Below are 25,386 nucleotides of genomic sequence, written 5' to 3'. Positions count from 1 at the left end.
AAACTATTGATCCAGATCAACGGTTGCCTGAAAGGATAGTCCTGAACGGCCCGCGCGGTTGTGTGGTTCATTGCCGCAGATCAGTTGTGCACGGTTTTATGCGCCCCAAAACAGTGCACAAACGGCGTAAACCTCGATTTCTTCGTAACTCGCGGTTACAAACTGATGATAATCTGCACCGCCGTTCCCTCGCCGAGGCTCTGTTTCGCCGATGTCAGACCATCCGCTGCTGCTGCGCCACCACCGCCCCTTCCTAGCGTTCTGGCTGGCTCGCGTCTGTACCGCCAGCGGCTTCCAGATGCTGACCGTGGCCATCGGCTGGCACCTCTACCAACTGACCGGCAATGTCCTCGACCTTGGCCTGGTCGGCCTGGTGGAGTTCGCCCCGCGGGTGTTGTTCATGTTGCATACCGGGCATGTCGCCGACCGCTATGACCGGCGCCGGGTCGCAGCCTTGTGCCAGACTGCCCAGGCGCTGATTGCCCTGGCGCTGGTGGTCGGCAGCAGCACCGGCAATGTCAGCCGCGAGCTGATCTTCATCCTCGCCTTCCTGCTGGGCAGTGCCCGCTCCTTCGAGATGCCGGCGACTCAGGCACTGCTACCCAACGTGGTGCCCGCCGAACTGTTTCCCCGCGCGGTGGCCGCCTCAGCCTCGGCCATGCAGGCGGCAACCATCGTCGCGCCCGCTGTGGGTGGTTTTCTCTATGCGTTTGGCAGCACCTGGGTCTATGGCCCGACCGTGCTCATGTATGTCATCGCCTGCCTGTTGACCCTGAGCCTCAGCGTCCGGGCGCAGCGCCCGCAACAGGGGCGCGCAAGCCTGGATTCGCTGCTGGCCGGGATTCGCTTCATCCGCAGCCGCCCGGACATTCTCGGCGCCATCTCCCTGGATCTGTTTGCAGTCCTGCTGGGCGGCGCCACCGCACTGCTGCCGGTGTTCGCCAAGGACATATTGCTCACCGGTCCCTGGGGCCTGGGCCTATTGCGTTCGGCACCGGCGGTTGGCGCGTTGCTGATGTCGCTGTGGCTGGCGCGCTTCCCGGTCGAGCGCAAGGTCGGACGGGTGATGTTCACCGCCGTCGGCATCTTTGGTGTGGCCACCATCGCCTTCGGCCTATCGACTTCGTTCTGGTTCTCCCTGGCGGTGCTGGCCGTGCTCGGCGCGGCAGACATGATCAGCATGGTGATTCGTGGCGCCTTCGTGCAACTTGAGACACCGGATGAAATGCGTGGCCGGGTCAGCGCGGTGAACGGGCTGTTTATTGGGGCATCAAACCAGTTGGGTGAGTTCGAGTCGGGGGTGACCGCGCACTGGTTCGGCACCGTGCCGGCGGTGGTGCTCGGCGGGGTCGGGACGCTGGTGGTGACCGGGGTGTGGATAAAGCTGTTTCCGAGCCTGGCCGGGCGGGATCATATGCACAGCAAGTCTTCGGGCTGAACTGTCACACCTGCATCTGCCCCGCAATCCGGTTACGCACAGCCTTGCTCACCAGGCGTTCCACCAACGTCAATGCAAACTCCAGTGCCGCTCCCGAACCCTGGGCGGTAATGCAGTTGCCATCCACCACCACCGGCTGATCAACGAAACTGCACCCGGACAGCTGCTGGCTGGCATCCGGATGACAGGTCATGCGCCGCTGCCGCAATACCCCAAAGGCTTGCAAGGCCAAGGGCGCTTCGGCAATGGCGGCAAATATCTTTCCAGCCTTGGCCTGATCCTTCACCAACTGTCCCAGGGGCTGGTGCTGGGCCATATGCTGAGCGCCTTTGTCTCCCCCCGGCAATACGATCAGGTCGAACGGCTGGACGAGCAGATCCACCAACATGCCGTCAGCGGTCAGCCGTGTGCCACGGGCACAGGTCAGCATCCGCCGGCCTTCGATGCTGGCTACCACCACTTCCACCGCAGCACGGCGCAACACATCGATCAGGGTCACGCTCTGCAGGTCATCCACGCCTTCGGCGACTACGATCAGGGCTCTCTGGGTCATCACTGCGCTCCACCGGGGTATGAATAAAGCGTAGCCGCTCAGAGCATCAGGGTAAGTTGACACTCGTAGCCCTTGCGGGCGCGGTAGCCATCACCACTGTCAACCCAGCCAGAGGCCCGGTACAGCCCCAGGGCGGCGTGGTTGTCCGGATCCACCGACAACTGCAGACGGCGCACCTCAGGCCACAAGGCGCGAACCAGGCCCGGTAACGCCTGCATACAAAATCGTCCGACGCCGCGCCCCTGAAAGCGCCGATCCACTTGCACGGCATTGATCGTGGCTGCATCGACCTGCGCCCAGGGCGGCAAAAACGCCCCACGCTGGAGCAACAGGAACGCCCGCGGCAGGGCATCGAGCAACACCACCACGCCGCGCATGTCATCACTGTCAGCGCTCAGCAGAAGGTACAGTGCACTGGCCATATCACCGGCATAGCGCTGCTGCTCGGGGGGCAGCTGGATGTCGAGTAGATGTTCGCGCTGCATCTGGTTCAGGTCGCGGTAGTCAATCAGTTGCACAGTTGGCGCTCATGCGGAGGCAATGGAGGGATCGGCGCAGAATCTGCAGATATCTGCAGTGTATCGCGACATTAATTACCGCTCGCCGAGCATGCTGGTATGATGCGCGGCTTTTTTCCGACCCAATCAATTTCCACACACCGTCCACTACGGTCTGTGCTTTGCTGATGGGGTCGATACATTCACGGCGCCGGGGCGCGCCACGGGGAGCAGGCATGCTGGAAAGGCTGTTTCAACTAAAAGCACACGACACCAATGTCCGCACCGAAATTCTCGCGGGCGTCACCACCTTCCTGGCCATGGCCTACATCCTGTTCGTCAACCCGAGCATTCTCGGCGAGACCGGCATGGACAAGGGCGCACTGTTTGTCGCCACCTGTCTGGCCGCCGCCATCGGTTCGACGACCATGGGTCTGATCGCCAACTACCCGATCGCCCTGGCACCGGGCATGGGCCTGAACGCCTTCTTCACCTACACCGTGGTCCTGCACATGGGGCACACCTGGCAGGTAGCCCTGGGCGCGGTGTTCATTTCTGCCGTGCTGTTCTTCCTGTTGTCGATCTTTCGAATCCGTGAGTGGATCGTCAACAGCATCCCGCTGCCACTGCGCTCGGCCATCGCTGCCGGTATCGGCCTGTTCCTGGCGCTGATCGCCCTGCATAACGCTGGCATTGTGGTCGACAACAAGGCAACCCTGGTGGGTCTGGGTGACCTCAAGCAACCGGCGCCGATCCTCGCGACCCTGGGCTTCTTCCTGATCGTCGCCCTGGAAGCGCTGAAAGTGCGTGGTGCGGTACTGATCGGCATCCTCGCCGTCACCGTGGCCTCGATTGGCCTGGGCTTCACGCCGTTCGCTGGCGTGGTGTCGATGCCACCTTCGCTGGCGCCGACCTTCCTGCAACTGGACATCAAGGGCGCCCTGGATGTCGGTCTGATCAGCGTGATCTTTGCCTTCCTGTTCGTTGACCTGTTCGACAACTCCGGCACCCTGATCGGCGTAGCCAAACGCGCGGGCCTGATGCGCAAAGACGGTCACATGCCGAAGATGGGCCGCGCCCTGATCGCCGACAGTACCGCTGCCATGGCCGGTTCCCTGCTCGGCACCTCGACCACCACCAGCTACATCGAGTCGGCTGCCGGCGTGAGTGCTGGCGGACGCACCGGTCTGACCGCCATCGTGGTTGCCATCCTGTTCCTGCTGGCGCTGTTCTTCGCCCCGCTGGCCGGTAGCGTGCCGGCCTTTGCCACTGCACCGGCACTGTTGTTCGTCGCGGTATTGATGGCTTCGGGCCTGGCTGAAATAAACTGGGACGACGTCACCGAAGCCGCTCCAGTGGTGATCACCGCCCTGGCCATGCCGCTGACCTACTCGATCGCCAACGGCATCGCCTTCGGCTTCATTTCCTGGACCGCGATCAAGCTGCTCTCCGGCCGCCGCCGCGACCTGAACCCGGCGCTGGTGATCCTCTCGATCCTGTTCGTCATCAAGCTGGGCTGGTTCAACGCATGAGTGCTGTCTTAGACCCTTCGACCTACACCCAACAGCTCGACGCCAAGGCTGCACGCCTGCGCGAGCTGCTGGCGCCCTTCGATGCACCGGAACCTGCGGTGTTCGATTCGCCCCGCGAGCATTACCGCCTGCGCGCCGAGTTCCGCTTGTGGCGTGAAAACGAGCAGCGCTTCTACGCGATGTTCGCCCCGGGCGAGAAGCACACGCCGATCCTGATCGAAGACTTCCCGATCGCCAGCCTGCGCATCAATGAACTGATGCCGCGACTCAAAGCCGCCTGGCAAGCCAGCTCGGCGCTGAGCTTCAAGCTGTTCCAGGTGGAGTTCCTTACCACCCTGGCCGGCGATGCGATGATCACCCTGTGCTATCACCGTCCATTGGACGAACATTGGGAGGCTGCTGCGCAGCAACTGGCCAAAGACCTGGACGTCAGCATCATCGGCCGCTCCAAAGGCAAGCGTGTGGTGATCGGTCGCGACTATGCGGTTGAAGAACTGCAGGTTGCCGGGCGCAGTTTCCGCTACCGTCAGCCAGAAGGTGCCTTCACTCAGCCTAACGGCGCGGTGAACCAGAAGATGCTCAACTGGGCTTACGAGGCACTCGGCGAGCGTCAGGACGACCTGCTGGAGCTGTATTGCGGCAACGGCAACTTCACCCTGCCACTGGCGACCCGGGTGCGCAAAGTGCTGGCCACCGAGATCAGCAAGACCTCGGTCAACGCCGCCCTGCACAACCTCGACGACAACGCTGTGGATAACGTGCGCCTGGTGCGCCTGTCTGCCGAGGAGCTGACTGAAGCACTGAACGACGTTCGCCCGTTCCGCCGTCTGGAAGGCATCGACCTGAAGAGCTACCAGTTCGGCAGCGTCTTCGTCGATCCACCGCGTGCCGGCATGGACCCGGACACCTGCGAGCTGACCCGGCGCTTCGACAACATCCTGTACATCTCCTGCAATCCGGAAACCCTGGCGGCGAACATCGCTCAGCTACACGACACGCACCGCATCGAGCGCTGTGCACTGTTCGACCAGTTCCCGTATACGCACCACATGGAGAGTGGCGTGTTGCTGGTTCGACGTTGACCCCAAGGTTGCAGGCGCCGGCACTGCCAGCGCCTGCAACAGGCCACAGACTTAGGAGCATCGCCCCCTGATGGATCAGTTCAGTGCCATGCAGTCCTTCCGTCGCGTGGTCGAGCACGGCAGTTTCAGTGCCGCTGCCGCTTCGGTCGGCCAATCCCATACGGTGTTGTCGCGCCAGGTCAAAAACCTTGAGCGCCAGCTCGGCAGTCAACTGCTCAACCGCACTACCCGACGCTTGCAACTGACCGAAGCGGGCGCCCTGTTCTATCGCCACTGCGTACAAATCCTCGATCAGATGGAAGCCATGACTCTGGAGCTCTCCGAGCACCAGCAACAGCCCTCCGGAACCTTGCGCCTGAGCGTGTCCAGCGCGTTTGGCGAACTGGAGCTGGGGCACTGGCTACCTGGCTTTGTCGAACGCTTCTCTCAACTGCAGATCGAACTGAGTTGCACCGACCGCTTCGTCGACATGCTCGAAGAGGGCATCGATCTGTGCCTGCGCGTCACCGATCACCTGCCGGATTCCAGTCTGGTGGCACGCACGCTGGCGCCGAGTGAAGTGATCCTGGTCGCCGCCCCGTCCTACCTCAAACGCCTGCCACGTCCGATCAGCGCCGATAATCTGGGTGAACATCCACTGCTGGGATACAACCGTCTCGCCCAACCGCAGCGCCTGCGGCTCTGTGATCCATCAGGCAGCCAGCGCGAAGTGGTGATGCCCAGTCGTGTCAGCGCCAACTCGCCGATGGCATTACGCGCCGCCGCGATCAGTGGCCTGGGTATCGCCAGCTTTGATCGCTTCATCGTCTTTGATGCGCTCAAAGATGGCCGCCTGGTGCAACTGCTGCCGGACTGGCAGCAACCCCCACGCACCCTGTATGCGCTCTACCCGCAAAGCCGTTACCTGGCGCCAAAGGTGCGCGCGCTGCTGGACTACGTTCAGGCCTATTATCGGGCACCGCGCTGGCAGGTATGACTGGTGCAAAAAATGCACAGGTCTTGGCCCCTTGTGTGCGTATTTCTGCATCAATCGTTCAATTAACCTTCGCTCACTCCACTCAACGAAGGTTATACCCATGACAATCCTGAAAAACGCTCTGCTCGGCCTGGCCCTTGCCGTCTCTGCCACTGGCGTCTTCGCCAAAAGCGAGAGCAAACCCGAGGCACTGATTTCGCTGCCCAACGCCGCACTGCAGTGGCAGGCAGTACCCAACACCAACGGCGCGGTTACTTACGCGAACACCGAAGGGGATATTTTTGGCAAGGGCAACTACTCGGCCTTTGTCACCTTCAAGGCTGGCACCGACAATGGCTTGCACACCCACAGCCAAACCCTGCCAACGGTGGTCCTGAAAGGTACTTTCTATGCCGTGATCGACAAGGTGCGCACCGAGTTCCCTGCAGGCTCGTACTACAAGCTGCCCGCCAACCTGGTACATGAAAGCGGCTGTACCGCTGCAGCCGATTGCCTGCTGTTCCAGTACCAGGTCGATAACTTCGACCTGGTACCGGTGAAAGGCTAAATCCGGAGCGGGCTCATTCCTTCAGCCCAGCCCCGAACACATCAACAAGGGCACCTGCTGGTCTTCATCCGTCAGCGCACCATGGTGCCCACGCCATTGACTGGGGTGTTTCTCCACTTCGCTGCGAATGATTCCGCCAGCGCCGGTGGGTACCACGATCAGGTCGCCGATCCGCGCTTCCGCCTGGCTCAGCAACACATCCCCGAACAAGCCCGCAGCAATCGCCTGGGCCTTGGACAACACCCGGTAATCATCGCCCAGGCGATTCTGCCAACGCTCGTGCACACGATCCTGCTGGGTCGGGACATACAAGTAGCGCGCGCGGATATCCCCCGCAATAGCACGCACGCCCTCCTGCAACACCGGATCGAGATCAAAGTCACGAACCCGATCGCTGTCCAGCGCGAGCATGCCGTGGTCGGCGATGACCATCAGTTGCACGTGCTCCGGTAGCTTGCGGGCGATGGCCTGCGCAAGCTGGTCGGCAATTTCCAGTTGCTTGAGCCAGCCCTCGGAGCCCGGACCAAACAAGTGCCCGGCAAAATCCAGGTCACCAAAATAGGCAAAACAGAAGGCCGGTTCTTCGGTAGCCAGCGCGGCATTGATCAGTTCCGGGTAGGCGTCATACGCCGGGGCCGGGAGTATTCGCCCGGCCTTATAGATCGCCTGGCTGAAGGCAGAGTTGGCAAAACGTCCGAGCATGACCGTACTGATCGCAATGCCCTGTGCACTGGCCAGGCTCCAGGCATCGGGCGGCACAATGAACGACTCGGGTGCCGGTGCCGCACCTGGCTGCGCTTCGGTTTGCAGCGCTGCCGTAGTCCAGGATAGCGGCGACAGCTCGGTGTGCTCATCCAGGGCAAAGGTGCAGCCGACAATGCCATGGGCACCGCTGCCAAGCCCTGACGTCACCGAGGCCAGGCTGGAGGCGGTCGTCGCCGGGAAGCCCACGCGAAAGGACGAATCCGGCTGCATCAGGGAGGCGAGGAACGGCGCGTGCCGGGCATGCGCCTGCAACAGGTTCCAGCCCAGGCCATCGATCAACAGCAGGCAGGTGGCCGGCGAGCGGTCGAGCCTGAAGCTGTTGCGAAAGCCCTGGCCACCCAGAGCGGCGAAGATCGACTGGGTCAGGTTGGCCAGGCCCGGCCAGGTTTCTCCCAGCAACTGCGAATCGTTGAACGGCATTGCCATGTCTCCCTCCGTGGTCAGGTGCTCGCAACAGGTGTAGCACAGGCTGTGCGATCAGCGCACAGAAAAGCTCGCTCGGCGGGCTTCATCGATTGACCAAATTAACCAAACGGTACATTTTCACTGAAAGCCTCTTTCCAAGAACAACAATGGAGTTTTCCGATGAATCCGGCCACCCCGCACGGCATCCTTGCCGGCCTGATCGGTGCAGGTATCCAGGCCTCGCGCACCCCTGCGCTGCATGAGCATGAAGGCCACGCTCAGGGTCTGAACTACCTGTACCGGTTGATCGATCTGGATCAGTTGCAACTCGACAGCAGCGCCCTGGAGCAACTGCTCACTGCCGCCGAATCCATGGGCTTCACCGGACTGAATATCACCTTCCCGTGCAAACAGGCGATCCTGCCGCTGCTCGACGAACTCTCTGCAGAAGCCCGGGGCATTGGCGCAGTCAATACGGTGGTGCTCAAGAACGGTAAACGTATAGGCCATAACACCGACTGCCTGGGTTTTGCCGAAGGCTTGCGCCGCGGCCTGGCCGACGTGCCGCGTCATCGGGTGGTGCAGATGGGTGCAGGCGGTGCCGGAGCGGCAGTTGCCCATGCCCTGCTGGCCGAAGGGGTCGCGCAGTTGACGGTGTTCGATGTCGAGCTGGCGCGGGCCCAAGCCCTTGTGGATAACCTCAATGCGCATTTCACTGGCGCCCCTGCCCGTGTCGGGCATGACCTGGCAAGCGCCCTGAGCGAGGCCGATGGCCTGGTCAACACCACACCGATGGGCATGGCCAAGCTACCGGGCATGCCGGTGCCCAAGGCATTGCTCAGGACTGATCTGTGGGTGGCGGAGATCGTTTACTTTCCGCTGGAAACCGAGCTGCTGCGTGAAGCCCGGGCGCTGGGCTGCCGCACGCTCGACGGGTCGAACATGGCAGTGTTTCAGGCGGTGAAGGCGTTTGAACTGTTCAGCGGGATAAAGCCGGATGCGGCGCGGATGATCGAGCATTTCAATAGCATGGGCAGTTGAAAGCATCGCGGGGGGAGGGAGACCAGACAACGGGGACCGGCTGTCGAGGGGGGGCTTACTCGCGGGAAAAGCCCCCTCCAAACTGTGGTTTTTGGGGGGACGGTCTTCCCCCGCTATTGCACGGGATCAGGCCTGCAAGAATCTCAACACCGAGTCGCAAATCATCTCGCGATGCCGCGCCTTGAGCGCCGCATCTTCGAAATCGACCTGAAAAATCTCGCCAAAGGTGTTGCGGTTCGACACCCGATAAAAGCAGAACGAACTGATCAACAGGTGCACATCCAGCGCTTCCAGCCCCTGGCGGAATACACCCTCGGCAGCGCCGCGACGCAGGATCTCGTCCAGCGCGGTGAGTACGGTCTTGTTCATCGAGCGAATCGCCGAGGAGCGTTTCACGAACTCACCGTGGTGCAGGTTCTCGTTGCAGACGATACGCACGAAATCGACATTGCGATCATGGTGATCGAAGGTGAACTCCACCAGCCGGCGAATGCCCTGACGCGGTTCCAGTTCAGCCAGATGAAGGTTGCTCTCGGTGTTGCGGATATCACCGTAGAGCTTCTCCAGCACCTCGACGTACAACTGCTCCTTGCTGTTGAAGTAGTAGTAAATCATGCGCTTGGAAGTCTGGGTGCGCTCGGCGATGGCATCGACCCGGGCGCCCGCCAGTCCCTGTTGGACGAACTCGCTGATTGCCGCCTGGAGAATGTTCTCGCGGGTCTTTTCCGGGTTGTTCTTGCGACCCTTGCGCGCCACCGGTTCCGGGGCTGCGCAGAGTGCTGGAGTAGTTGTCATACAGGACTCGTGGCCAACGATTAACCCGGTGATTATGAGCCCCGGGGGACAAGGAAGAAAGCCTGCCGGACGCGCCCCTACAAACGGGCTTGTGCCGGCGCGCCAGCCCGCGCCTTGGCCATTGCCGCCAGGCGTACGGCAACGTTGGCTGCGCCATAGCCACTGTAGCCATTGCGCCGCTGCAGGACCTCAAAGAAGAAGCGTTCCTCGAACGGCTCGGTGTACACGTGGAACAGCTCACCGCCCAGGGCATCACGGTCATAGAGGACGTTGTAGTAAGCCAGCTCGCTGAGGAACTCGTCGTCAAAATCGAAACGTGCGGCGAGGTCGTCATAATAGTTGAGCGGAATGTCGAGCAGGGCCACGCCAGCCTCCTTGGCCTGCTTGACCGCAGCAAAGATGTCCTCGCAGTCGAAGGCAATGTGGTGCACACCCGAGCCGCGATAGTGCGACAAGGCATGGGCAATGGCCGTGTTGCGGTTTTCCGAGATATTCAATGGCAAACGGATCGAGCTGCATCGGCTGCGCAAGGCGCGGCTCTTCACCAGACCATAAGGATCGGGCAGCACCACCTCGTCATCGGCGCTGAAATCCAGCACGCTTTTGTAGAACAGCGCCCAGCTGTCCAGACCATCGGCCGGTAATGCCAGGGCCATGTGGTCGATGCGCTTGAGTCCAAGATCGTTGCCCGGAGCTGCATTCAGGCTGAAATCGGTTTCGTAAATGGTCCGGCCTTCCGCGTCCTGATCAACCAGATAGATCAGGCTGCCATCCGGCGCACGCACGGCAGCCAGTTCACGTTCGTTCGGCCCGACCAGGCCCCGGTAAGGCTGGCCGTGGTAGGCCACCGCCCTGGCCAGGGCCTGAGCGCTGTCCTTGACGCGAATTGCCGTGGCGCACAAAGACGGTCCGTGGCTTTCGAAAAAGTTGTGGGCAAACGAATAGGGTTCAGCGTTGAGGATCAGGTTGATATCGCCCTGGCGCAGCAAGCTGACATTCTTCGAGCGGTGCGCACCGGCACGCGTGAATCCCAGGCGTTCCAGCCAGTTGCCTAGCTTGGCCCCGAGGGCATCATCCACGGCAAACTCAAGAAACTCGATGCCATCGTAGGCACTGGCTGCGGGCGGCGCGAACAACAGCTCATCCACAGGCTGTTGAGTCTGCTGCTCAAGGCGTTGGCGGGTCTTTTCCTCGAGGTACAGCAGCGAGCGCAAACCGTCTGCGGCATTGGCCCGCGGTGGCGCGGCGCGGAAACCATCGTTGAAGATTTCCAGCGACAAGGGTCCGCGGTAGCCGCTGGCCAGAATCGGTGCCAGAAAGCCCGCCAGGTCAAATTCGCCCTGCCCCGGGAAGCAGCGAAAATGCCGGCTCCACTCCAGCACATCCATGGCCAGCAACGGCGCGTCGGCTATCTGCACGAAGAAGATTTTGTCACCCGGGACCTGGGCAATAGCACTCGGGTCGCCCTTGAGCGACAAGGTGTGAAAACTGTCGAGGATCATCCCCAGGCTTGGATGGTCTGCCGCCTGGACAATGTCCCAGACCTGCTGCCAGGTGTTCACATGCCGGCCCCAGGCCAAGGCTTCGTAACCGATGCGCAGATCGCGGGCCCCGGCGCGCTCGGCCAACAGCCGCAGGTCATCGACCAGCACCTGACGCTCGCCCAGTGAGTCAGCGGCTACGTTGCTGCATACCAGCACCAGATCAGTGCCCAGCTCCTGCATCAGGTCGAACTTGCGTTCGGCGCGATCCAGGTTGCGCGCCAGCCGATCACGGCGGCACCCTTCGAAGTCACGAAACGGCTGGAACAGGGTGATTGCCAGGCCCAGGTCGGCACAGCGCTGGCGGATTTCCCGCGGGCTGCCGGCATAGTAGAGCAAGTCATTTTCGAAGATCTCGACCCCGTCGAAGCCCGCGGCGGCAATGGCTTCGAGTTTTTCAGGCAAGGTACCGCTCAAGGATACGGTGGCAATCGAACGCTGCATTTTTATGGCTCCGATGGGCAGGCAAAACCCGGATGCTGCGATTATTGGCGTTGCACACTTTTTGCTCAATCAAAAAGGTACTAACTGGTTAGTTTTGTGTTCGATTATCGCCCATAATAGCGTTCAACGAATTGACCCTTTTTTGACCACGGGCGCACCATTTCGACACCGGGCAGTGTTGCTCGACGAGCCAAAAGCTCCTCGACCCCTGCCGTTTCAATCGACAGCCGAGCACCCCGGCGTCCTTAGCATTGCGTGACCAAGGCTTGACCCATAAACATAAAAATACGGGTAACCCTCCCATGATCCATTCGCACAGCACCCGCATAGCCCAGCCGCTGGCCAGCACCCCGCACGCCGGCATCGGCGACAAGATCCGTGGCGCCATGGCGGTCGGCAAGACCCGTTGGGTGATGCTCGCCCTGGTGTTTTTCGCCACTACCCTGAACTACATCGACCGCGCCGCCCTGGGCGTCATGCAGCCGATCCTGGCCAAGGAAATGAGCTGGACGGCGATGGATTACGCCAACATCAACTTCTGGTTCCAGGTCGGCTACGCCATCGGCTTCGTCCTCCAGGGCCGTTTGATCGACCGTATCGGCGTCAAGCGCGTGTTCTTCTGCGCCGTGCTGCTCTGGAGCCTGGCCACCGGCGCCCACGGCCTGGCCACCTCCGCGGTGGGCTTCATGGTCTGCCGGTTCATTCTCGGCCTGACCGAAGCGGCCAACTACCCGGCCTGCGTCAAGACCACCCGCTTGTGGTTCCCGGCTGGCGAACGCGCCGTGGCTACCGGCATCTTCAATGCCGGGACCAACGTCGGAGCGATGTTCACGCCGATGCTGCTGCCCCTGATTCTCACCGTCTGGGGCTGGCAGGCCGCGTTCATGGGCATGGGCGCGCTGGGCCTGGTGTGGGTGATTTTCTGGGGCCTGAAGTACTTCAACCCGGAAGACCATCCAAGCGTCAGCAAAGAAGAACTGGCCTACGTGCAAGGCGAAATGGAACCGGAGCAGGCCCGCGTGCCCTTCTCGCGAATCCTGCGCATGCGCGGCACCTGGGCCTTCGCCCTGGCCTACTCGATGACCGCCCCGGTGTTCTGGTTCTACCTGTACTGGCTACCGCCGTTCCTCAACCAGCAGTACAACCTGGGCATCAGTGTGACCCAGATGGGCATTCCGCTGATCGTCATCTACATCAGCGCCGACTTCGGCAGCATCGGCGGCGGCATTCTCTCGTCGTTCCTGATTGGCCGTGGCATGGCAGCGGTCAAGGCGCGCCTGCTGTCGATGCTGCTGTTTGCCGTGACCATCATCGGTGTAGTCTTTGCCGCCGGCGCCAGCAGCCTGTGGGTGGCAGTACTGGCCATTTCCCTGGCGATCGCCGCGCACCAGGCCTGGACCGCCAACATCTGGAGCCTGGTGATGGACTACACGCCCAAGCACATGATGAGCACGGTGTTCGGCTTCGGCGGCATGTGTGCCGCCATCGGCGGGATGTTCATGACCCAGTTGGTGGGCTACATCCTGACCACCACCAATAACAACTACACCTTGCTGTTCACCATGATCCCGGCCATGTACTTCATTGCCCTGATCTGGATGTACCTGTTGGCGCCACGCAAGGTGCCAAAAGTCGAGGCCTAGGGTTTGCGCTGCAACCAGGCAGCGCCCAAGCCGCTGAGGCAGATCAGCGCAATACCGACCAGCCCGGCCATGTCCGGGCTGTGTCCGAACAGCACCAGGCCGAGTATCCCGGCGAACACGATCTGACAGTAACTGAACGGCGCCAGCATGGCCGGAGGGGCATGGCGGAAAGCCTGGGTCAGAGACAGGTGCGCTATCATCCCGCAAGTGCCAAGCGCCAGCGCCATCAAGCCATGGATCAGGCTTGGAATCTGCCAGAACATCGGCACGATGGCACTCATCACCAACGTATTGAGCCCCCCGGTAAAGAAGTTGCTGGTAGTCGGGCTATCGATACCACTGAGTTTGCGGGTCAGCAGCTGGTAGAAACAGAAACACAGCGCCGAACCGAAGGGCAACAGCACAGCAGGTGTGAACAGTGCGCCCCCCGGGTGGATGATCACCGTCACCCCGACGAAACTCACCAGCACCGCCACCCACTGGCCGCGTGTGACCTTCTCGCCCAACAAAGGCAGCGACAGCGCCGTCACCAGCAACGGCGCAAGGAAGTTGACGGCTGTTGCTTCCGCCATGGGTATGTATTGCAAGGCCGTGGTGAACAACAGACTGGTACCCAGCAAACACAGCGCGCGCAAGGCCTGCAGCCCTGGCCGACGCGTACGCAGCACACGCAACCCGGACTGCGGCAGGAAGATCGCCATCATCAGCAGGGTGTGTACCAGATAGCGCGCCCACACCACCCAGATAATCGGGTAGAACCCGGCCAGATACTTGGATAGCGCGTCGTGGCTGGCAAACAGGAACATTGCCACGACCACCAGCAAAATGCCCCGCAGTGGCTGGCTGGCATCGTTGAGCGCAGTGGGACGGGGCATGTGATGCAATCTCGGGAGACTGAAATTTCAGTTATTTAGAACTGAGTTCCAGTTTTATTGCAAGCACAATCATCGCGGGGCAAGTCCGCTCCCACCGGGGTGTCACTAAGCCGGTGGGAGCGGACTTGCCCCGCGATGATTTAAACGAACAGTTCGGACGCAGGACTTGCCGCCGACAACTCCTCCGCCGCCGCCAGCAGCACCGGCGCCAGCGTGTGCATTCGCGCCTCGCTCATCCGCGCGCTGGGCCCGGCGACACTGAGCACACCCACCGTATGGCCATCAACGGGATGACGCACCACTGCCGCCAGTGCCGAGGTGCCCACCGCTGAACTCTCTACCACCCAGGCGTAGCCGTGTTCACGGGCCAGGCGCAAGCGCTCGAGCAATTCAGCCGTGGAAGCAGGGGCGTTGGGTCCGAACTCCTCGCGCCTGGCAATGCCCTGGCGTTCAACCAGCTGCAAGGCTTCATCATCACTCAGGCTGGACAGCCATGCATGTCCGGAAGCGGTGTAGAACAGTGGCGCATCGCGGCCCATGTCCGGGTCGTAGCGCAGCCCCGAACGCGCGCCCTGGGCCTTGGCGATCCAGGTCTGGCGGTCACCCTCGACCACGCCCAGGCGCACCAGCTCGCCGGTGGTGTGGGCCAGTTCATCGAGGATCGGTTGAACGATGTCAGCACCGCTGCTGGCCAGGTAACGAAAGCCCATGGCCACCAGGCGAGTGCTCAGGTGATAGCGGCTGCTCTCCAGGTTCTGGCGCACATAACCCAGGCGCATCAACTCGGCGAGCATGCGATGCGTGGCACTTTTGGGAATGTCCAGCTCTTCGGCCAGGGTCTGCAGAGGCAGCCCGCGCGGTTCGCTGGTAAGGCGTTCGAGAAGACTGAACGCGCGTTCGATCTGACTGCCGGCCATGGTCATGGTCCCTGAAATTTGTGCCGATTTTAAAGAGCCACGGCGAAAGCGCAAATTTAACGGGACTGGCGCAATCGCGGGGTAAGCCCCGCGACCGGACCACACGCATCAGAAATCGAAGAACACCGTCTCCCCTTCACCCTGGATACGGATGTCAAAGCGATACGTCAACTTGCCGTCCACTTCGCAGCGGGTCGCCACCAGGGTCTCGCGCCGTTGCGGCTGCTCGATCAGGTTGAGTACCGGGCACTGGGCATTGGCCTGGGCTTCATCATCGAAGTACAGACGCGTCTGCAAATGGATGTTGATACCCCGAGCAAACAGGCTGACGTTGATGTGCGGCGCCATCGGCACGCCCGCAGCATTACGCACCACGCCGGGCTTGATGGTGTGCAGGGTCCACTCACCGGCATCGAAGGTGGTGGCGGTGCGGCCAAAACTGTTGAAGGGTTTTTCCAGATCGAAGCCGCCCTGGTACTGACCCGCGTGGTCGGCCTGCCAGAACTCCAGGAACGAATCCCTCACCAGGTGACCGTTGCCGTCGTAGACGTTGCCGAACACCAGGATGTGTTCACCCGGGGCATCCTGGCGGGCCATGCGGTTCCAGATTTCCTGGTCGCGGCCAGGGTTGCCAGCAGCCTCCAGGGCCAGGCCGATATGCACATACGGACCCGCCGTCTGCGAAGGGGTTTCCGGCAGCAATTGAATGGGCATGGTCACCTCCTCAGCGGTTTTCGAAGTGGGTTTTGCGCTGACCGCGCAGGACGATGTCGAAGCGGTAAGCCAGGCAATCCATCGGGTTGCCGTTGCTCATATCCAGCCGCGCAATCAGGCTCTGTACTGCTTCAGGATTGGCGATCGATTTGACGATCGGGCACATCGGGATCAACGGATCGCCTTCGAAATACAGCTGGGTGATCAGACGCGTCGCAATCGACGGGCCGCTGATCGACACATGGATGTGGGCCGGGCGCCAGTCGTTCGGACCGTTGCGCCAAGGGTACGGACCCGGCTTGATGGTGCGGAAACTGTAGTAGCCCTCACTGTCGGTCAGAGCGCGACCGACGCCACCGAAGTTGGGGTCCAACGGTGCCAGGTAGCGGTCGTTCTTGTGGCGATAACGGCCGCCAGCGTTGGCTTGCCAGATTTCCACCAGGGTATGCGGAATCGGCTTGCCGTACTGATCGCAAACGCGGCCGGCGAGAATGATCCGCTCGCCAATGGGCAGCCCGCCATTGTTGAAGTTGAGCAGCAGGTCATGGTCATGCTCGCCGAACTTCAGGTGGGAGAAGTCTGGCCCTGTGCTTTCGCTGATCGACTGCGGAATGCTTACCAGCGCCTGACGTGGCGAACGGGCAATGGACGTTTTGTAATCCGGGGTGAAGGCTTTGGGGTGCCAGTTGCGATCACGGATAGCGAAGCGACTGGTGTCTTGTGCAGACATGCCGTTCTCCTGTCTTGGAATTATTGGAGCGCCTGGGCGTGGCAGGCGAGCTTGAAGTTTCCGACATGATGGCGCTGGGGAACATTGAAAATAACCCCGTCTTTCATAACCACATGGTTATGTGACTATCAGGAATCTGACAGAGCGACGTCCGGTGAACTAATCTTTGAGCTCATGTTTCCAAGTGCGGGAGAGCACTCATGCAATGGCGAAAAGGCAGGCGTAGCGACAATGTGGTCGATGCCCGTGGCGAGGGCGGCGGCGGCATGCGCTTCGGCGGTGGCAAGGGCCTGAGCATCGGTGCGATCCTGTTGATCGTCGGCATCGGCTGGATGACCGGGCAGGATCCGCTACAGATCCTCGGTCAACTGACCGGGCAGATGGGCCAGCAGAGTGCGCCGGTCAGTACCGACACCGGCAAGGCACCACCGGCCAACGACGAACAGGCCGAATTCGTTGCTTCGATCCTCGGCGACACCGAAGACACCTGGCGGGCCATCTTTGCCCAGGCCGGCCGCCAATATAAAGACCCGACCCTGACCCTGTTCAGCGGCCAGATCAACTCGGCCTGCGGCTTTGCTTCCTCGGCAGTCGGCCCGTTCTATTGCCCGGCCGACCAGAAGGTCTACCTGGACATGAGCTTCTTCCGCGAGATGGAGCAGCGCTTTGCGGCTGCCGGCGACTTCGCCCAGGCCTACGTGATTGCCCACGAAGTCGGGCACCATGTGCAGACCCTGCTTGGCGTGTCAGCCAAGGTGCAGGCTGCGCGCCAGCGCGGTGAACGAATGGAGGGCGATAACGGCCTGCTGGTTCGTCAGGAGCTGCAGGCCGATTGCCTAGCCGGCGTCTGGGCGTACCAGGCACAACAGCGCCTGAACTGGCTGGAACCCGGCGACATCGAAGAGGCTCTGAACGCCGCCAACGCCATCGGCGACGATCGCCTGCAGCAGAAAGGCCAGGGCCGGGTGGTGCCGGATTCCTTTACCCACGGCACCTCGCAGCAGCGTGTGCGCTGGTTCAAAACCGGCTTTGCCAAGGGTGATATCAACCAATGTGACACCTTCACCGCCCGCCCCCTCTAACCCCTTCCTGTAGATCCGCGGCAGCCTGAGCCTGCCGCGGAAACACGCCGAAACTACCGTTGAGCATTTTTGCTGAAATTGCGTTTCAGCTCCGGCGCAAGCCGCCGATAAACACTGCTCAGAACATCGCCTGGCCTTCAACAAAAACAACCTTCCAGCGATATGGATCAAATAGCGCAACGTTCCTGGAGGGATCGCATGAATAGCTGGTTTGCCAACATCAGCGTCAACCTGAAACTCGGCCTGGGCTTCGGCCTGGTGCTGTTGCTCACCAGTTTGCTGGCCTTGACCGGCTGGAACAGCATGGGTGGGCTGATCGATCGCAGTAACTGGATGAGCGACATCACCCAACTCAACAGCGATCTGACCGATCTGCGTATCACCCGCCTGCAGTACATGCTGACCAATGGCGACGATGCCGCCGCCGGCAACGTCCAGGTCAAGTTGAACGCCTTCAGCGAGCAGCAGCAAAAGCTGCTGAAAAGCTTCAAGAGCCCGGAAAACGTCAAGTTGCTCCAGGAACTCGGCCAGACCATCAGCGCCTATCAGGTGTCGATCAACAAGATGCGCGCCGGCTACAAGACCAGCCTTGCCGCACGCGATGCGATGAACCTGGCCGCTGCGCGCGCCATCGACCTGGTCGAGGCGATCAACCGCGATATCCTTGCCCTGCCTGAAGGTGACGCCAGCCGCCTGGAGCAATTTCGCACTATCACCCAGGCCAAGGAGCAACTGTTCCAGGTACGCCTGGCCGTACGTAGCTACATCGCCGACATCAGCAGCGAAACCGAACAGTTGGCGCTGCGCCAGCTCGATGGCGCCCTGGCCGAGATTGCCAGCCTGAACCGCCAGATGCCGAACGAAGCCGCGCGCATCCAGCAGTTCGAATCCGCAGTGCTGGCCTACCGTGATGCCGTGCGCCAGTTCCGCGATGCCACCGCCGATGTGGCCGTCGCGCGCCAGGAAATGACCGTACAAGGCGCCAGCATCGTCAAGATCAGCGATGCGCTGTACAAGATCCAGCTGGAGCGCCGCGATAACGAAAGCGCCCAGGCCCGCACCCTGCAGCTTACTGCCACATTGCTGGCCTTGCTCGTCGGCGTGCTGGCCGCAGTGATCATCACCCGCCAGATCACCCGTCCACTGCGTGAAACTCTGGCTGTGGTGGAAAAGATCGCCGCTGGTGATCTCACTCATGACCTGCGCGTCACCCGTCGTGACGAACTCGGCGTACTGCAACAAGGCATTCAGCGCATGGGCTCGACCCTGCGTGACCTGATCAGCGGCATCCGCGACGGCGTCACCCAGATCGCCAGCGCCGCCGAAGAACTGTCGGCCGTGACCGAAGAAACCAGCGCCGGGGTCAACAGCCAGAAAGTCGAGACCGATCAGGTGGCCACGGCCATGCACGAAATGGCGGCCACCGTGCAGGAAGTTGCGCGCAACGCCGAACACGCTTCGTCTGCCGCCACCGACGCCGATGCGCAAGCGCGTGCCGGTGACCAGGTGGTTGCCGAGGCGATCAGCCAGATCGAACGCCTGGCCGAAGAAGTCCACCGCTCTACCGAAGCCATGGGCTTGCTGCAGCAGGAAAGCCAGAAGATTGGTAGCGTCATGGATGTGATCAAGTCGGTGGCCGAACAGACCAATCTGCTGGCACTCAACGCCGCCATCGAAGCGGCCCGTGCCGGTGAGGCCGGGCGTGGATTTGCCGTGGTTGCCGACGAAGTTCGCGGCCTGGCCCAGCGCACGCAGAAATCCACTGAAGAGATCGAAGAGCTGGTCGCTGGCCTGCAGAGCGGGACTCAGCAGGTGGCCAATGTAATGCTTGGCAGCCGTAACCTGACCGACAGCAGTGTCGAGCTGACCCGTAAGGCCGGTGCCTCGCTGGAAAGCATCACCCGTACGGTGTCGAACATTCAGTCGATGAACCAGCAGATCGCCGCAGCCGCCGAGCAGCAGAGTGCGGTGGCCGAACAGATCAGCCGCAGCATCATCAACGTGCGCGATGTGTCGGAGCAGACGGCAGCGGCCAGTGACGAAACGGCAGCTTCAAGTGTCGAGCTGGCGCGCCTGGGCAACCAGTTGCAGACCATGGTCAGCCACTTCCGCGTCTGACTGTTGTAGGAGCGGATTAATCCGCGATGGACTGCAGCGCAGTCCCAATTTTTGGGGCCGCGCTGCGACCCATCGCGGATGAATCCGCTCCTACAGGTGCTTACTTGACTACCTGCCCGACCCCACGCCCACGCGGATCGGAAGCAGTCTCCAGCGCCGCACCGTTGACCCGGATCGCCTGGATATCACCCATCTCCCAACCCTGATCTTCCAGGGTGTAGCCCATCTTCTTCAGCTCGTCCGCAACCTTGCCGGTCAGCGGCGCATAAGCGTCGAAGTAGATAGTGTCCTTAGGCAGCAACTGGTGATGCACGCGCTGCGCCGCCACGGCTTTTTCCAGCGGCAAGTTGTAGTCATACAGGTTGTTCAGCACCTGGAAAATCGAGGTGAAGATCCGCGAACCACCCGGTGTGCCCAGTACCAGAGTGACCTGGCCATCACGGGTGACCAGGGTCGGGGCCATGGACGAGAGCATGCGCTTGCCCGGCTCAATGGCGTTGGCGTCGCCGCCGACTACACCGAAGGCGTTAGCCACACCCGGCTTGGAACTGAAGTCGTCCATCTCGTCGTTGAGCAGGAAGCCCGCGCCCTTGACCACTACACCACTGCCATAGTCCCAGTTCAGGGTGTAGGTGTTGCTGACCGCGTTACCCTGTTTGTCGACGATGGAGAAGTGCGTGGTCTGATGCGGTTCCAGACCCGGGCGAACCTTCTCGGTGTCGGAGATGGCGGTCGGGTTGACCTCCTGGGCACGCTTGGCGATGTAGTCTTTGGCGATCAGCTTATCCACCGGCACCTTGGAAAAATCCGGGTCGCCCAGGTAGTCGGCACGGTCAGCGAACACACGCTTCTCGATTTCGGCCAGCAGGTGGATGTAGCGCGCTGAGTTCAGCTCGACACCCTTGAAGTCCGCCGCACGGTTTTCCTTGATGCCCAGCAGTTGTGCCAGGGCGACACCACCCGAGCTTGGCAGCGGTGCGGTGTAGACCATATTGCCGCGCCACTCGATGCCCATCGGCTCACGCCATACCGCTTTGTAATCCTTGAGGTCGTCCTTGCTGATCAGGCCCTTGTCGGCCTGCATCTGCGCAACCAGCAGGTCGGCGGTCTTGCCCTGGTAGAACTCGCTGACGCCCTTGTCGGCAATGCGCTCCAGGGTTTGCGCCAGCTCCGGCTGCTTGAAGGTCTCGCCGACTTTCATGGTGCCGAAATAGTCATTGAAGTTGGTGCTGTCCTTGAACAGACCCAAGGCGTCTTCGCGGTACTGGTACTGCTTGGAAGCGATCTTGAAACCGTTCTTCGCGTAGCCCACCGCCGGGGTGATCAGCTCGGCCCACGGCAGTTTGCCGAACTTCTGATGCACCTCCCACAAGCCCATCACCGTGCCCGGTACACCGGCAGCGCGGGAGCCGACCAGGCTCAGGTTCTCGATGATCTCGCCCTTTTCATCCAGATACATGTTGCGCGTGGCAGCCTTGGGCGCCACTTCGCGGTAGTCGAGGAAATAGGGTTTGCCATCCATGTACAGGGTCATGAAACCACCGCCGCCGATGTTGCCGGCTTCGGGGTAGGTCACGGCCAGGGTAAAGGCGGTGGCGACTGCGGCGTCGACCGCGTTACCGCCTTTCTTGAGAACGTCGGCGGCTACCTGTGCACCATATTGATCGGGTGCGGCCACCGCGCCACCGTCCAACGTCACGGCGAAAGCCGATGAACTGGCGAGTATCGCGGCACTCAGGCCCAGGGTTCGGAACATCACAACGCGCATGAGAGCTTCCTTGGTGTTGTTTTCGTTGAACAGCCATTAAGGCTGATGTCCGAAAACTAATCAAACACCACAGAAGAATTCGCCGCTCGCAGGAAAGTTCTGTCGCACTGAAAGCGCTCAGCAGGCGTAGATCGCCAGTTTGTGCTGGATGAAATCGAGGAAGCACTGGATGCGCAGGGCCAGCTGCGAGTTGCGGTAGTACACCGCATTGATCGGCTGGCGGTAGCCGCTGTTGTGCTCGGGTAACACCACCTGCAGTCGACCGGTGCGGATGTCTTCATGGGTCATGAAGTGCGACAGGCAGACGATACCCTCGCCGGCCAGGGCCAGCTCGCGCAGGGTTTCACCGCTGGAAGCGGACAGGCTCGGACGGATCAGCAGGCGATCACCCTCGGCATGACGCAGCGGCCAATGGTTGAGGGTTTCGGTCTGGGTAAAGCCGAGCAGCGAATGTGCCTGCAGGTCCTCCACTCGCTCGGGAGTGCCATGCCGCGCCAGGTACTCGGGACTGGCCAGTACGTTCAGCGGACTGCAGCCGAGGGAACGGGCATGCAGGCTGGAGTCGGCGAGTTCACCGATGCGTATGGCGACGTCAGTGCTCTGTTCAATCAGGTCGATGATCAGGTCACTGGTGTTGAGTTCTAGCTGAATCTGCGGATACAACGCGCGGAACTCACCGACCCAAGGCACGATGGCATGCAGCATGAAGGGCAACGCGGCATTGATACGCAGGCGCCCGGAAGGTGTCTGGTGATGTACCGACAGATGCTCTTCGAGGTCATCCATCTGCTGCAGGATCGACTTGGCCCGCTCGAAGAAGAACCGGCCTTCTTCGGTCAGGTCCATGCGCCGGGTCGTGCGGTTGATCAGCGTAGTGCCAAGCTTGGCCTCCAGGCGTGACAAGGTCCGGCTGATCGCCGACGGCGTTTGCCCGCCTTGCTCGGCGGCAGCGGGAATCGAGCCGCACTCGATGACCGAGACGAACACCTGCAATTCATCGGACCTGGCTTTCACGGCTGTACCCCGGGGTGAGCAACAGCCGTGATAGATAGCCGCTTGGCGCGGCCAGCGCAAGGTTTCATCAGGCCTGGATCTGGAAAACCCGGGCCAGGTGTTGCTCATAGGCCGCCACTGCGGCTTCGACATTCGGGCGTTTCATCACATCCACGGCCAGGTAGGTGGGCAGAGCGCTCATGCCGAGGAACTGATTGGCCTTGTGGAACGGGAAGTACACCGCATCCACACCCTTGCCTTCGAAGAAGTCACTCGGATCATCAAACGCCTGCTGCGGTGCGTTCCAGGTCAGCGAGAGCATGTACTGCTTGCCCTGGATCAGGCCGCCGCTGCCGTACTTCTGCGAGGCATCGGAACGGGTGCGACCGTCGTTGGCGTACAGGCTGCCGTGCCCCGCGGTAAAGACCTCATCCAGGTACTGCTTGACGGTCCAGGGTGCGCCCATCCACCAGCCCGGCATCTGGTAGATGATCACATCGGCCCAGAGGAATTTCTGCACTTCTTCAGCGTTGTCATAACCGCCGTCAATGTAGGTGGTCTTGATATCGAAGCCGGCGCGGTCGAGGAATGCCAGGGCGGCCTCGTGCAGGGTCTCGTTCAGGCGGCCATCGGAATGGGCGAACTTTTTACCGCCGTTGAGCAACAGGACTTTCTTCATCACTTGCCTCATCTATCGTTCGATCCATTGCGGTGTTATGCGACGGCCCGGGATCGGGTGAATTTGGATGGCGGCAGATTAGGGGATGCACCGGGTTGGAAAAACCGCCGATGGCGCAAAATACTTTTGACTGAAAAGCACGAATTACATCTACATTATTGAAATAAAATCAGCTCATCCCCCACCAGAGGTCGACCTCATGAGCGAACCCTACGGCTTCATTCTCAAAGCCAAGACCCATCCGCACAAAGCCGAGGCCTTCGAAGCGCTGTTCCGCGCCTATGTCGAACCGAGCCGTGGCGAACCCGGCTGCATCGAGTACCACATGTTGCGCGACAAGGAAGACCCAAGCCTGTTCGTGTTCTACGAAGTCTGGGCCAGCAAGGCCGCACTGGACGTGCACTCAGCCCTGCCGCACATGCAGCAGTTCTTCGAAAATCGCATGGACTACCTGGAACGCGACTTCGACATCCAACTGATCGAAATGCTCAGCCCGTCCTCCGCTAGCCGTTGAGCAACAGGTGCGCGCCTAGCACTGCCAGGCCGGCAAAGAAGCAGCGCTTGAACAGTGCCGCACTGATACGCTGGCGCAGCCACTGGCCGCAGAGCATGCCCAGCAGCGCGGGCACCAGCACCAGCAGCGACGCGCCCAACGCCTCGGCGCCGAGCGCGTTCTGACCGGCCAGACCCAACGCCAGGGCCAGGGTCGAAACGGTGAACGACAGGCCGAGCGCCTGAACCATCTCGTCGCGGTTCAGGCCCAGCCCCTGCAGGTAGGGCACCGCTGGAATGACAAAGACCCCCGTGGCGGCGGTGACCAGGCCGGTCAACAGTCCGCACACCGGCCCTAGCCGGCGCTCCCACGCCTGCGGCACACGGAAGCCACGCCCGCACAAACCGTACAGCGCATACGCCAGCAATGCGCCACCCAGTGCGTGTGCCGCCCACTCGCCGCTGTTGATGCCCAGCCAGGCACTGCCCAACACGGTGCCGATAAAGATCATCGCCAGCATCAGCCACAGGCGCCGCAACAAGCTCGCCAGATGACCGCCCGCGGCCAATTGCCAGAGGTTGGTCATGGTCGATGGCACGATCAGCAAGGCCGCAGCCTGCGCCGGGGACATAGCCAGCCCGAGCAGGCCCATGGCAATGGTCGGCAAGCCGAGGCCGATTACGCCTTTCACTGCCCCCGCCAGCAAAAAGGTCAACACCACCAGCAGTGATAGGGCCGGGCCGATTTCTTGATAAAAGCCAAGTAAGGTCGTCATGTGCTCATGCTGCCGTCGATACGTGCAGCTGAAAATCTGCCATATACTGAGTCAGACTATTGCCCAGGCAGAGGCTCATGCATTTTGATCTGATTGACCTGCGACTGTTCCAGCACACCCTGGAGTGCGGCAACATCACCGCCGGTGCGCATCGCAGTCATCTGTCGCTACCGGCCGCCAGTGCGCGGATCCGGGCGATGGAAGCTTCTCTCGGAACGCCCTTACTGGAGCGCAATCGCCGTGGCGTGCAAGCGACCTCCGCCGGCCAGGCGCTGCTGCAACATGCGCGCTTGATCGGGCAGCAGGTCGAGCGCCTGCAGTTCGACCTGGGCCAGTACGCTCAAGGCCTGCAAGGTCAGATACGGCTGTTGTGCAACACCGCAGCGCTTAGCGAGTACCTGCCGGAATTGCTCGCAAGCTTTCTCGCCGACTACCCGGCCATCGCCGTCGACATCCAGGAACTCCCGAGCCTGCGCATCAGCCAGGCCATTACCGACGGCGCGGCAGATATCGGCATCATCTCCACTGCAGTCACCAGCGAGCACCTGCAAACGCGGCACTTTCGTGACGATCCGCTGGTACTGATCATGGCGCCTGGTCATCCCTTGGTGGCACGCTCCAGCGTGCGCTTTGCCGACACCCTCACCTACGGTTATGTGGGTCTGTCGACCGACAGCGCCTTGGCCTTGCACCTGGAGGAGCAAGCCCTGCACCTGGGTCGACGGATGCAGATCCGGGTGCGGGCCGAAGGCTTTGATGGCGTGATTCGCATGGTCGCCCACGGTGCCGGGCTGGGTGTGGTGCCACTGGCGGCGGTCCGGCGCTGGCAGGGTGTGCTGGCATTGCGCAGCATGAAGCTGGAAGAACCATGGGCACAGCGCCAGTTGCTGCTGTGCGCCCGCGACTTCAGCAGCTTGCCCGGACACAGCCAGGCGTTGGTGCAACGTCTGAGTATTGATGGCCTGCCTTCTTGACCCCATGGA

24 protein-coding genes are annotated in these 25,386 nt (G+C 61.5%); 11 read left to right on the top strand and 13 right to left on the bottom strand.

Annotated features, from left to right (window positions below; all coding sequences use genetic code 11):
- The first annotated feature begins 211 nt into the window (after nt 1–211).
- On the top strand, nt 212–1,438 hold the full coding sequence (locus tag ACO6VD_RS24300) for an MFS transporter (protein ID WP_422422506.1): 1,227 nt from the start codon (nt 212–214) through the stop codon (nt 1,436–1,438).
- 4 nt (nt 1,439–1,442) lie between these two features.
- On the opposite strand, the gene ACO6VD_RS24295 is transcribed toward ACO6VD_RS24300, so the two are convergent.
- Together ACO6VD_RS24295 and ACO6VD_RS24290 are read right to left on the bottom strand one after the other, a co-directional pair.
- Complete coding sequence (locus tag ACO6VD_RS24295) at nt 1,443–1,991, bottom strand: DJ-1 family glyoxalase III (RefSeq protein ID WP_422422505.1); 549 nt, start codon at nt 1,989–1,991, stop codon at nt 1,443–1,445.
- 38 nt (nt 1,992–2,029) lie between these two features.
- Nucleotides 2,030–2,509 (bottom strand): GNAT family N-acetyltransferase, encoded by a 480-nt coding sequence (locus ACO6VD_RS24290; protein ID WP_422422504.1) that lies wholly within the window; start codon nt 2,507–2,509, stop codon nt 2,030–2,032.
- A gap of 215 nt (nt 2,510–2,724) precedes the next feature.
- Between ACO6VD_RS24290 and ACO6VD_RS24285 the strand changes: the two genes are divergently transcribed.
- The 4 genes from ACO6VD_RS24285 (at nt 2,725) to ACO6VD_RS24270 (ending at nt 6,625) form a co-directional block, all read left to right on the top strand.
- A complete protein-coding gene (locus ACO6VD_RS24285) occupies nt 2,725–4,020 on the top strand; it encodes an NCS2 family permease (protein ID WP_422422503.1) in 1,296 nt (431 codons plus the stop codon).
- Nucleotides 4,017–5,102: a tRNA (uridine(54)-C5)-methyltransferase TrmA gene (gene trmA / locus ACO6VD_RS24280; RefSeq protein ID WP_422422502.1), complete on the top strand. Its 1,086-nt coding sequence runs from the start codon at nt 4,017–4,019 to the stop codon at nt 5,100–5,102. Before ACO6VD_RS24285 ends, trmA begins: the two co-directional genes overlap by 4 nt.
- A gap of 70 nt (nt 5,103–5,172) precedes the next feature.
- Nucleotides 5,173–6,078, top strand: coding sequence for a LysR family transcriptional regulator (locus ACO6VD_RS24275; protein ID WP_422422501.1), 906 nt, complete (start codon nt 5,173–5,175; stop codon nt 6,076–6,078).
- A 100-nt stretch (nt 6,079–6,178) separates the two neighbouring features.
- Nucleotides 6,179–6,625, top strand: a complete 447-nt coding sequence (locus tag ACO6VD_RS24270) for a cupin domain-containing protein (protein ID WP_422422500.1) — start codon at nt 6,179–6,181, stop codon at nt 6,623–6,625.
- 21 nt (nt 6,626–6,646) lie between these two features.
- Here ACO6VD_RS24270 and ACO6VD_RS24265 read toward each other — a convergent pair whose 3' ends face one another.
- Nucleotides 6,647–7,816: an alkaline phosphatase family protein gene (locus tag ACO6VD_RS24265; protein ID WP_422422499.1), complete on the bottom strand. Its 1,170-nt coding sequence runs from the start codon at nt 7,814–7,816 to the stop codon at nt 6,647–6,649.
- 159 nt (nt 7,817–7,975) lie between these two features.
- Here ACO6VD_RS24265 and ACO6VD_RS24260 point away from each other — a divergent pair, with 159 nt between their 5' ends.
- Entirely contained in the window at nt 7,976–8,836 is an 861-nt protein-coding gene (locus ACO6VD_RS24260) for a shikimate dehydrogenase (protein WP_422422498.1), read from the top strand.
- 126 nt (nt 8,837–8,962) lie between these two features.
- Here the strand turns inward: ACO6VD_RS24260 and ACO6VD_RS24255 are convergent, their stop codons facing one another.
- Together ACO6VD_RS24255 and quiC are read right to left on the bottom strand one after the other, a co-directional pair.
- Nucleotides 8,963–9,631, bottom strand: a complete 669-nt coding sequence (locus tag ACO6VD_RS24255; protein WP_422422497.1) for a TetR/AcrR family transcriptional regulator — start codon at nt 9,629–9,631, stop codon at nt 8,963–8,965.
- A gap of 77 nt (nt 9,632–9,708) precedes the next feature.
- Nucleotides 9,709–11,616, bottom strand: coding sequence for a 3-dehydroshikimate dehydratase QuiC (quiC, locus tag ACO6VD_RS24250; protein ID WP_422422496.1), 1,908 nt, complete (start codon nt 11,614–11,616; stop codon nt 9,709–9,711).
- Nucleotides 11,617–11,918: 302 nt separating this feature from the next.
- Between quiC and ACO6VD_RS24245 the strand changes: the two genes are divergently transcribed.
- Nucleotides 11,919–13,259 carry an MFS transporter gene (locus ACO6VD_RS24245; protein WP_422422495.1) on the top strand — a complete coding sequence of 447 codons (1,341 nt, stop codon included), beginning with the start codon at nt 11,919–11,921 and terminating at the stop codon, nt 13,257–13,259.
- Here ACO6VD_RS24245 and ACO6VD_RS24240 read toward each other — a convergent pair.
- From ACO6VD_RS24240 to pcaH, 4 genes are all read right to left on the bottom strand, one after another.
- Complete coding sequence (locus ACO6VD_RS24240) at nt 13,256–14,134, bottom strand: DMT family transporter (protein WP_422422494.1); 879 nt, start codon at nt 14,132–14,134, stop codon at nt 13,256–13,258. The genes ACO6VD_RS24245 and ACO6VD_RS24240 overlap by 4 nt on opposite strands.
- 140 nt (nt 14,135–14,274) lie before the next feature.
- Nucleotides 14,275–15,051: an IclR family transcriptional regulator gene (locus ACO6VD_RS24235; protein WP_422422493.1), complete on the bottom strand. Its 777-nt coding sequence runs from the start codon at nt 15,049–15,051 to the stop codon at nt 14,275–14,277.
- Between the two features lie 108 nt (nt 15,052–15,159).
- On the bottom strand, nt 15,160–15,765 hold the full coding sequence (pcaG, locus tag ACO6VD_RS24230; RefSeq protein ID WP_422422492.1) for a protocatechuate 3,4-dioxygenase subunit alpha: 606 nt from the start codon (nt 15,763–15,765) through the stop codon (nt 15,160–15,162).
- 10 nt (nt 15,766–15,775) lie between these two features.
- Nucleotides 15,776–16,495 carry a protocatechuate 3,4-dioxygenase subunit beta gene (gene pcaH, locus ACO6VD_RS24225; protein ID WP_400171616.1) on the bottom strand — a complete coding sequence of 240 codons (720 nt, stop codon included), beginning with the start codon at nt 16,493–16,495 and terminating at the stop codon, nt 15,776–15,778.
- A 200-nt stretch (nt 16,496–16,695) separates the two neighbouring features.
- Between pcaH and ACO6VD_RS24220 the strand changes: the two genes are divergently transcribed.
- Together ACO6VD_RS24220 and ACO6VD_RS24215 are read left to right on the top strand one after the other, a co-directional pair.
- Nucleotides 16,696–17,577: a neutral zinc metallopeptidase gene (locus ACO6VD_RS24220; RefSeq protein ID WP_422422491.1), complete on the top strand. Its 882-nt coding sequence runs from the start codon at nt 16,696–16,698 to the stop codon at nt 17,575–17,577.
- Between the two features lie 198 nt (nt 17,578–17,775).
- A complete protein-coding gene (locus ACO6VD_RS24215; RefSeq protein ID WP_422422490.1) occupies nt 17,776–19,695 on the top strand; it encodes a methyl-accepting chemotaxis protein in 1,920 nt (639 codons plus the stop codon).
- Nucleotides 19,696–19,795: 100 nt separating this feature from the next.
- On the opposite strand, the gene ggt is transcribed toward ACO6VD_RS24215, so the two are convergent.
- From ggt to ACO6VD_RS24200, 3 genes are all read right to left on the bottom strand, one after another.
- Nucleotides 19,796–21,463, bottom strand: a complete 1,668-nt coding sequence (ggt, locus tag ACO6VD_RS24210; protein WP_422422489.1) for a gamma-glutamyltransferase — start codon at nt 21,461–21,463, stop codon at nt 19,796–19,798.
- Nucleotides 21,464–21,580: 117 nt separating this feature from the next.
- Nucleotides 21,581–22,477, bottom strand: a complete 897-nt coding sequence (locus ACO6VD_RS24205; protein ID WP_422422488.1) for a LysR substrate-binding domain-containing protein — start codon at nt 22,475–22,477, stop codon at nt 21,581–21,583.
- A gap of 67 nt (nt 22,478–22,544) precedes the next feature.
- Nucleotides 22,545–23,135 carry an NAD(P)H-dependent oxidoreductase gene (locus ACO6VD_RS24200; RefSeq protein WP_422422487.1) on the bottom strand — a complete coding sequence of 197 codons (591 nt, stop codon included), beginning with the start codon at nt 23,133–23,135 and terminating at the stop codon, nt 22,545–22,547.
- Nucleotides 23,136–23,334: 199 nt separating this feature from the next.
- Here ACO6VD_RS24200 and ACO6VD_RS24195 point away from each other — a divergent pair, with 199 nt between their 5' ends.
- On the top strand, nt 23,335–23,649 hold the full coding sequence (locus ACO6VD_RS24195) for a putative quinol monooxygenase (RefSeq protein ID WP_422422486.1): 315 nt from the start codon (nt 23,335–23,337) through the stop codon (nt 23,647–23,649).
- Here ACO6VD_RS24195 and ACO6VD_RS24190 read toward each other — a convergent pair.
- Complete coding sequence (locus ACO6VD_RS24190; protein WP_422422485.1) at nt 23,639–24,403, bottom strand: sulfite exporter TauE/SafE family protein; 765 nt, start codon at nt 24,401–24,403, stop codon at nt 23,639–23,641. The two genes, ACO6VD_RS24195 and ACO6VD_RS24190, sit on opposite strands and share 11 nt — an antisense overlap.
- 77 nt (nt 24,404–24,480) lie before the next feature.
- On the opposite strand from ACO6VD_RS24190, the gene ACO6VD_RS24185 reads away from it, so the two are divergent.
- Nucleotides 24,481–25,377: a LysR substrate-binding domain-containing protein gene (locus ACO6VD_RS24185; RefSeq protein WP_422422484.1), complete on the top strand. Its 897-nt coding sequence runs from the start codon at nt 24,481–24,483 to the stop codon at nt 25,375–25,377.
- The last annotated feature ends 9 nt before the right edge of the window (nt 25,378–25,386 follow it).

Origin of the sequence: Pseudomonas sp. GZD-222 (assembly GCF_049310525.1) — a bacterium.
Lineage (GTDB): Bacteria > Pseudomonadota > Gammaproteobacteria > Pseudomonadales > Pseudomonadaceae > Aquipseudomonas.
This window is presented reverse-complemented; position numbering and strand designations above follow the sequence as displayed.

Excerpts from the sequence above, each read along its gene's own strand:
- ACO6VD_RS24260 (WP_422422498.1), top strand. The coding sequence starts at position 7,976 with ATGAATCCGGCCACCCCGCACGGCATCCTTGCCGGCCTGATCGGTGCA.
- ACO6VD_RS24240 (WP_422422494.1), bottom strand. The coding sequence starts at position 14,134 with ATGCCCCGTCCCACTGCGCTCAACGATGCCAGCCAGCCACTGCGGGGC.
- ACO6VD_RS24255 (WP_422422497.1), bottom strand. The coding sequence starts at position 9,631 with ATGACAACTACTCCAGCACTCTGCGCAGCCCCGGAACCGGTGGCGCGC.
- pcaG (WP_422422492.1), bottom strand. The coding sequence starts at position 15,765 with ATGCCCATTCAATTGCTGCCGGAAACCCCTTCGCAGACGGCGGGTCCG.
- ACO6VD_RS24245 (WP_422422495.1), top strand. The coding sequence starts at position 11,919 with ATGATCCATTCGCACAGCACCCGCATAGCCCAGCCGCTGGCCAGCACC.
- ACO6VD_RS24185 (WP_422422484.1), top strand. The coding sequence starts at position 24,481 with ATGCATTTTGATCTGATTGACCTGCGACTGTTCCAGCACACCCTGGAG.
- ggt (WP_422422489.1), bottom strand. The coding sequence starts at position 21,463 with ATGCGCGTTGTGATGTTCCGAACCCTGGGCCTGAGTGCCGCGATACTC.
- ACO6VD_RS24235 (WP_422422493.1), bottom strand. The coding sequence starts at position 15,051 with ATGGCCGGCAGTCAGATCGAACGCGCGTTCAGTCTTCTCGAACGCCTT.
- ACO6VD_RS24285 (WP_422422503.1), top strand. The coding sequence starts at position 2,725 with ATGCTGGAAAGGCTGTTTCAACTAAAAGCACACGACACCAATGTCCGC.
- ACO6VD_RS24300 (WP_422422506.1), top strand. The coding sequence starts at position 212 with ATGTCAGACCATCCGCTGCTGCTGCGCCACCACCGCCCCTTCCTAGCG.
- ACO6VD_RS24270 (WP_422422500.1), top strand. The coding sequence starts at position 6,179 with ATGACAATCCTGAAAAACGCTCTGCTCGGCCTGGCCCTTGCCGTCTCT.
- ACO6VD_RS24190 (WP_422422485.1), bottom strand. The coding sequence starts at position 24,403 with ATGACGACCTTACTTGGCTTTTATCAAGAAATCGGCCCGGCCCTATCA.
- ACO6VD_RS24195 (WP_422422486.1), top strand. The coding sequence starts at position 23,335 with ATGAGCGAACCCTACGGCTTCATTCTCAAAGCCAAGACCCATCCGCAC.
- ACO6VD_RS24200 (WP_422422487.1), bottom strand. The coding sequence starts at position 23,135 with ATGAAGAAAGTCCTGTTGCTCAACGGCGGTAAAAAGTTCGCCCATTCC.
- quiC (WP_422422496.1), bottom strand. The coding sequence starts at position 11,616 with ATGCAGCGTTCGATTGCCACCGTATCCTTGAGCGGTACCTTGCCTGAA.
- trmA (WP_422422502.1), top strand. The coding sequence starts at position 4,017 with ATGAGTGCTGTCTTAGACCCTTCGACCTACACCCAACAGCTCGACGCC.
- ACO6VD_RS24275 (WP_422422501.1), top strand. The coding sequence starts at position 5,173 with ATGGATCAGTTCAGTGCCATGCAGTCCTTCCGTCGCGTGGTCGAGCAC.
- ACO6VD_RS24215 (WP_422422490.1), top strand. The coding sequence starts at position 17,776 with ATGAATAGCTGGTTTGCCAACATCAGCGTCAACCTGAAACTCGGCCTG.
- ACO6VD_RS24295 (WP_422422505.1), bottom strand. The coding sequence starts at position 1,991 with ATGACCCAGAGAGCCCTGATCGTAGTCGCCGAAGGCGTGGATGACCTG.
- ACO6VD_RS24265 (WP_422422499.1), bottom strand. The coding sequence starts at position 7,816 with ATGGCAATGCCGTTCAACGATTCGCAGTTGCTGGGAGAAACCTGGCCG.
- ACO6VD_RS24220 (WP_422422491.1), top strand. The coding sequence starts at position 16,696 with ATGCAATGGCGAAAAGGCAGGCGTAGCGACAATGTGGTCGATGCCCGT.
- pcaH (WP_400171616.1), bottom strand. The coding sequence starts at position 16,495 with ATGTCTGCACAAGACACCAGTCGCTTCGCTATCCGTGATCGCAACTGG.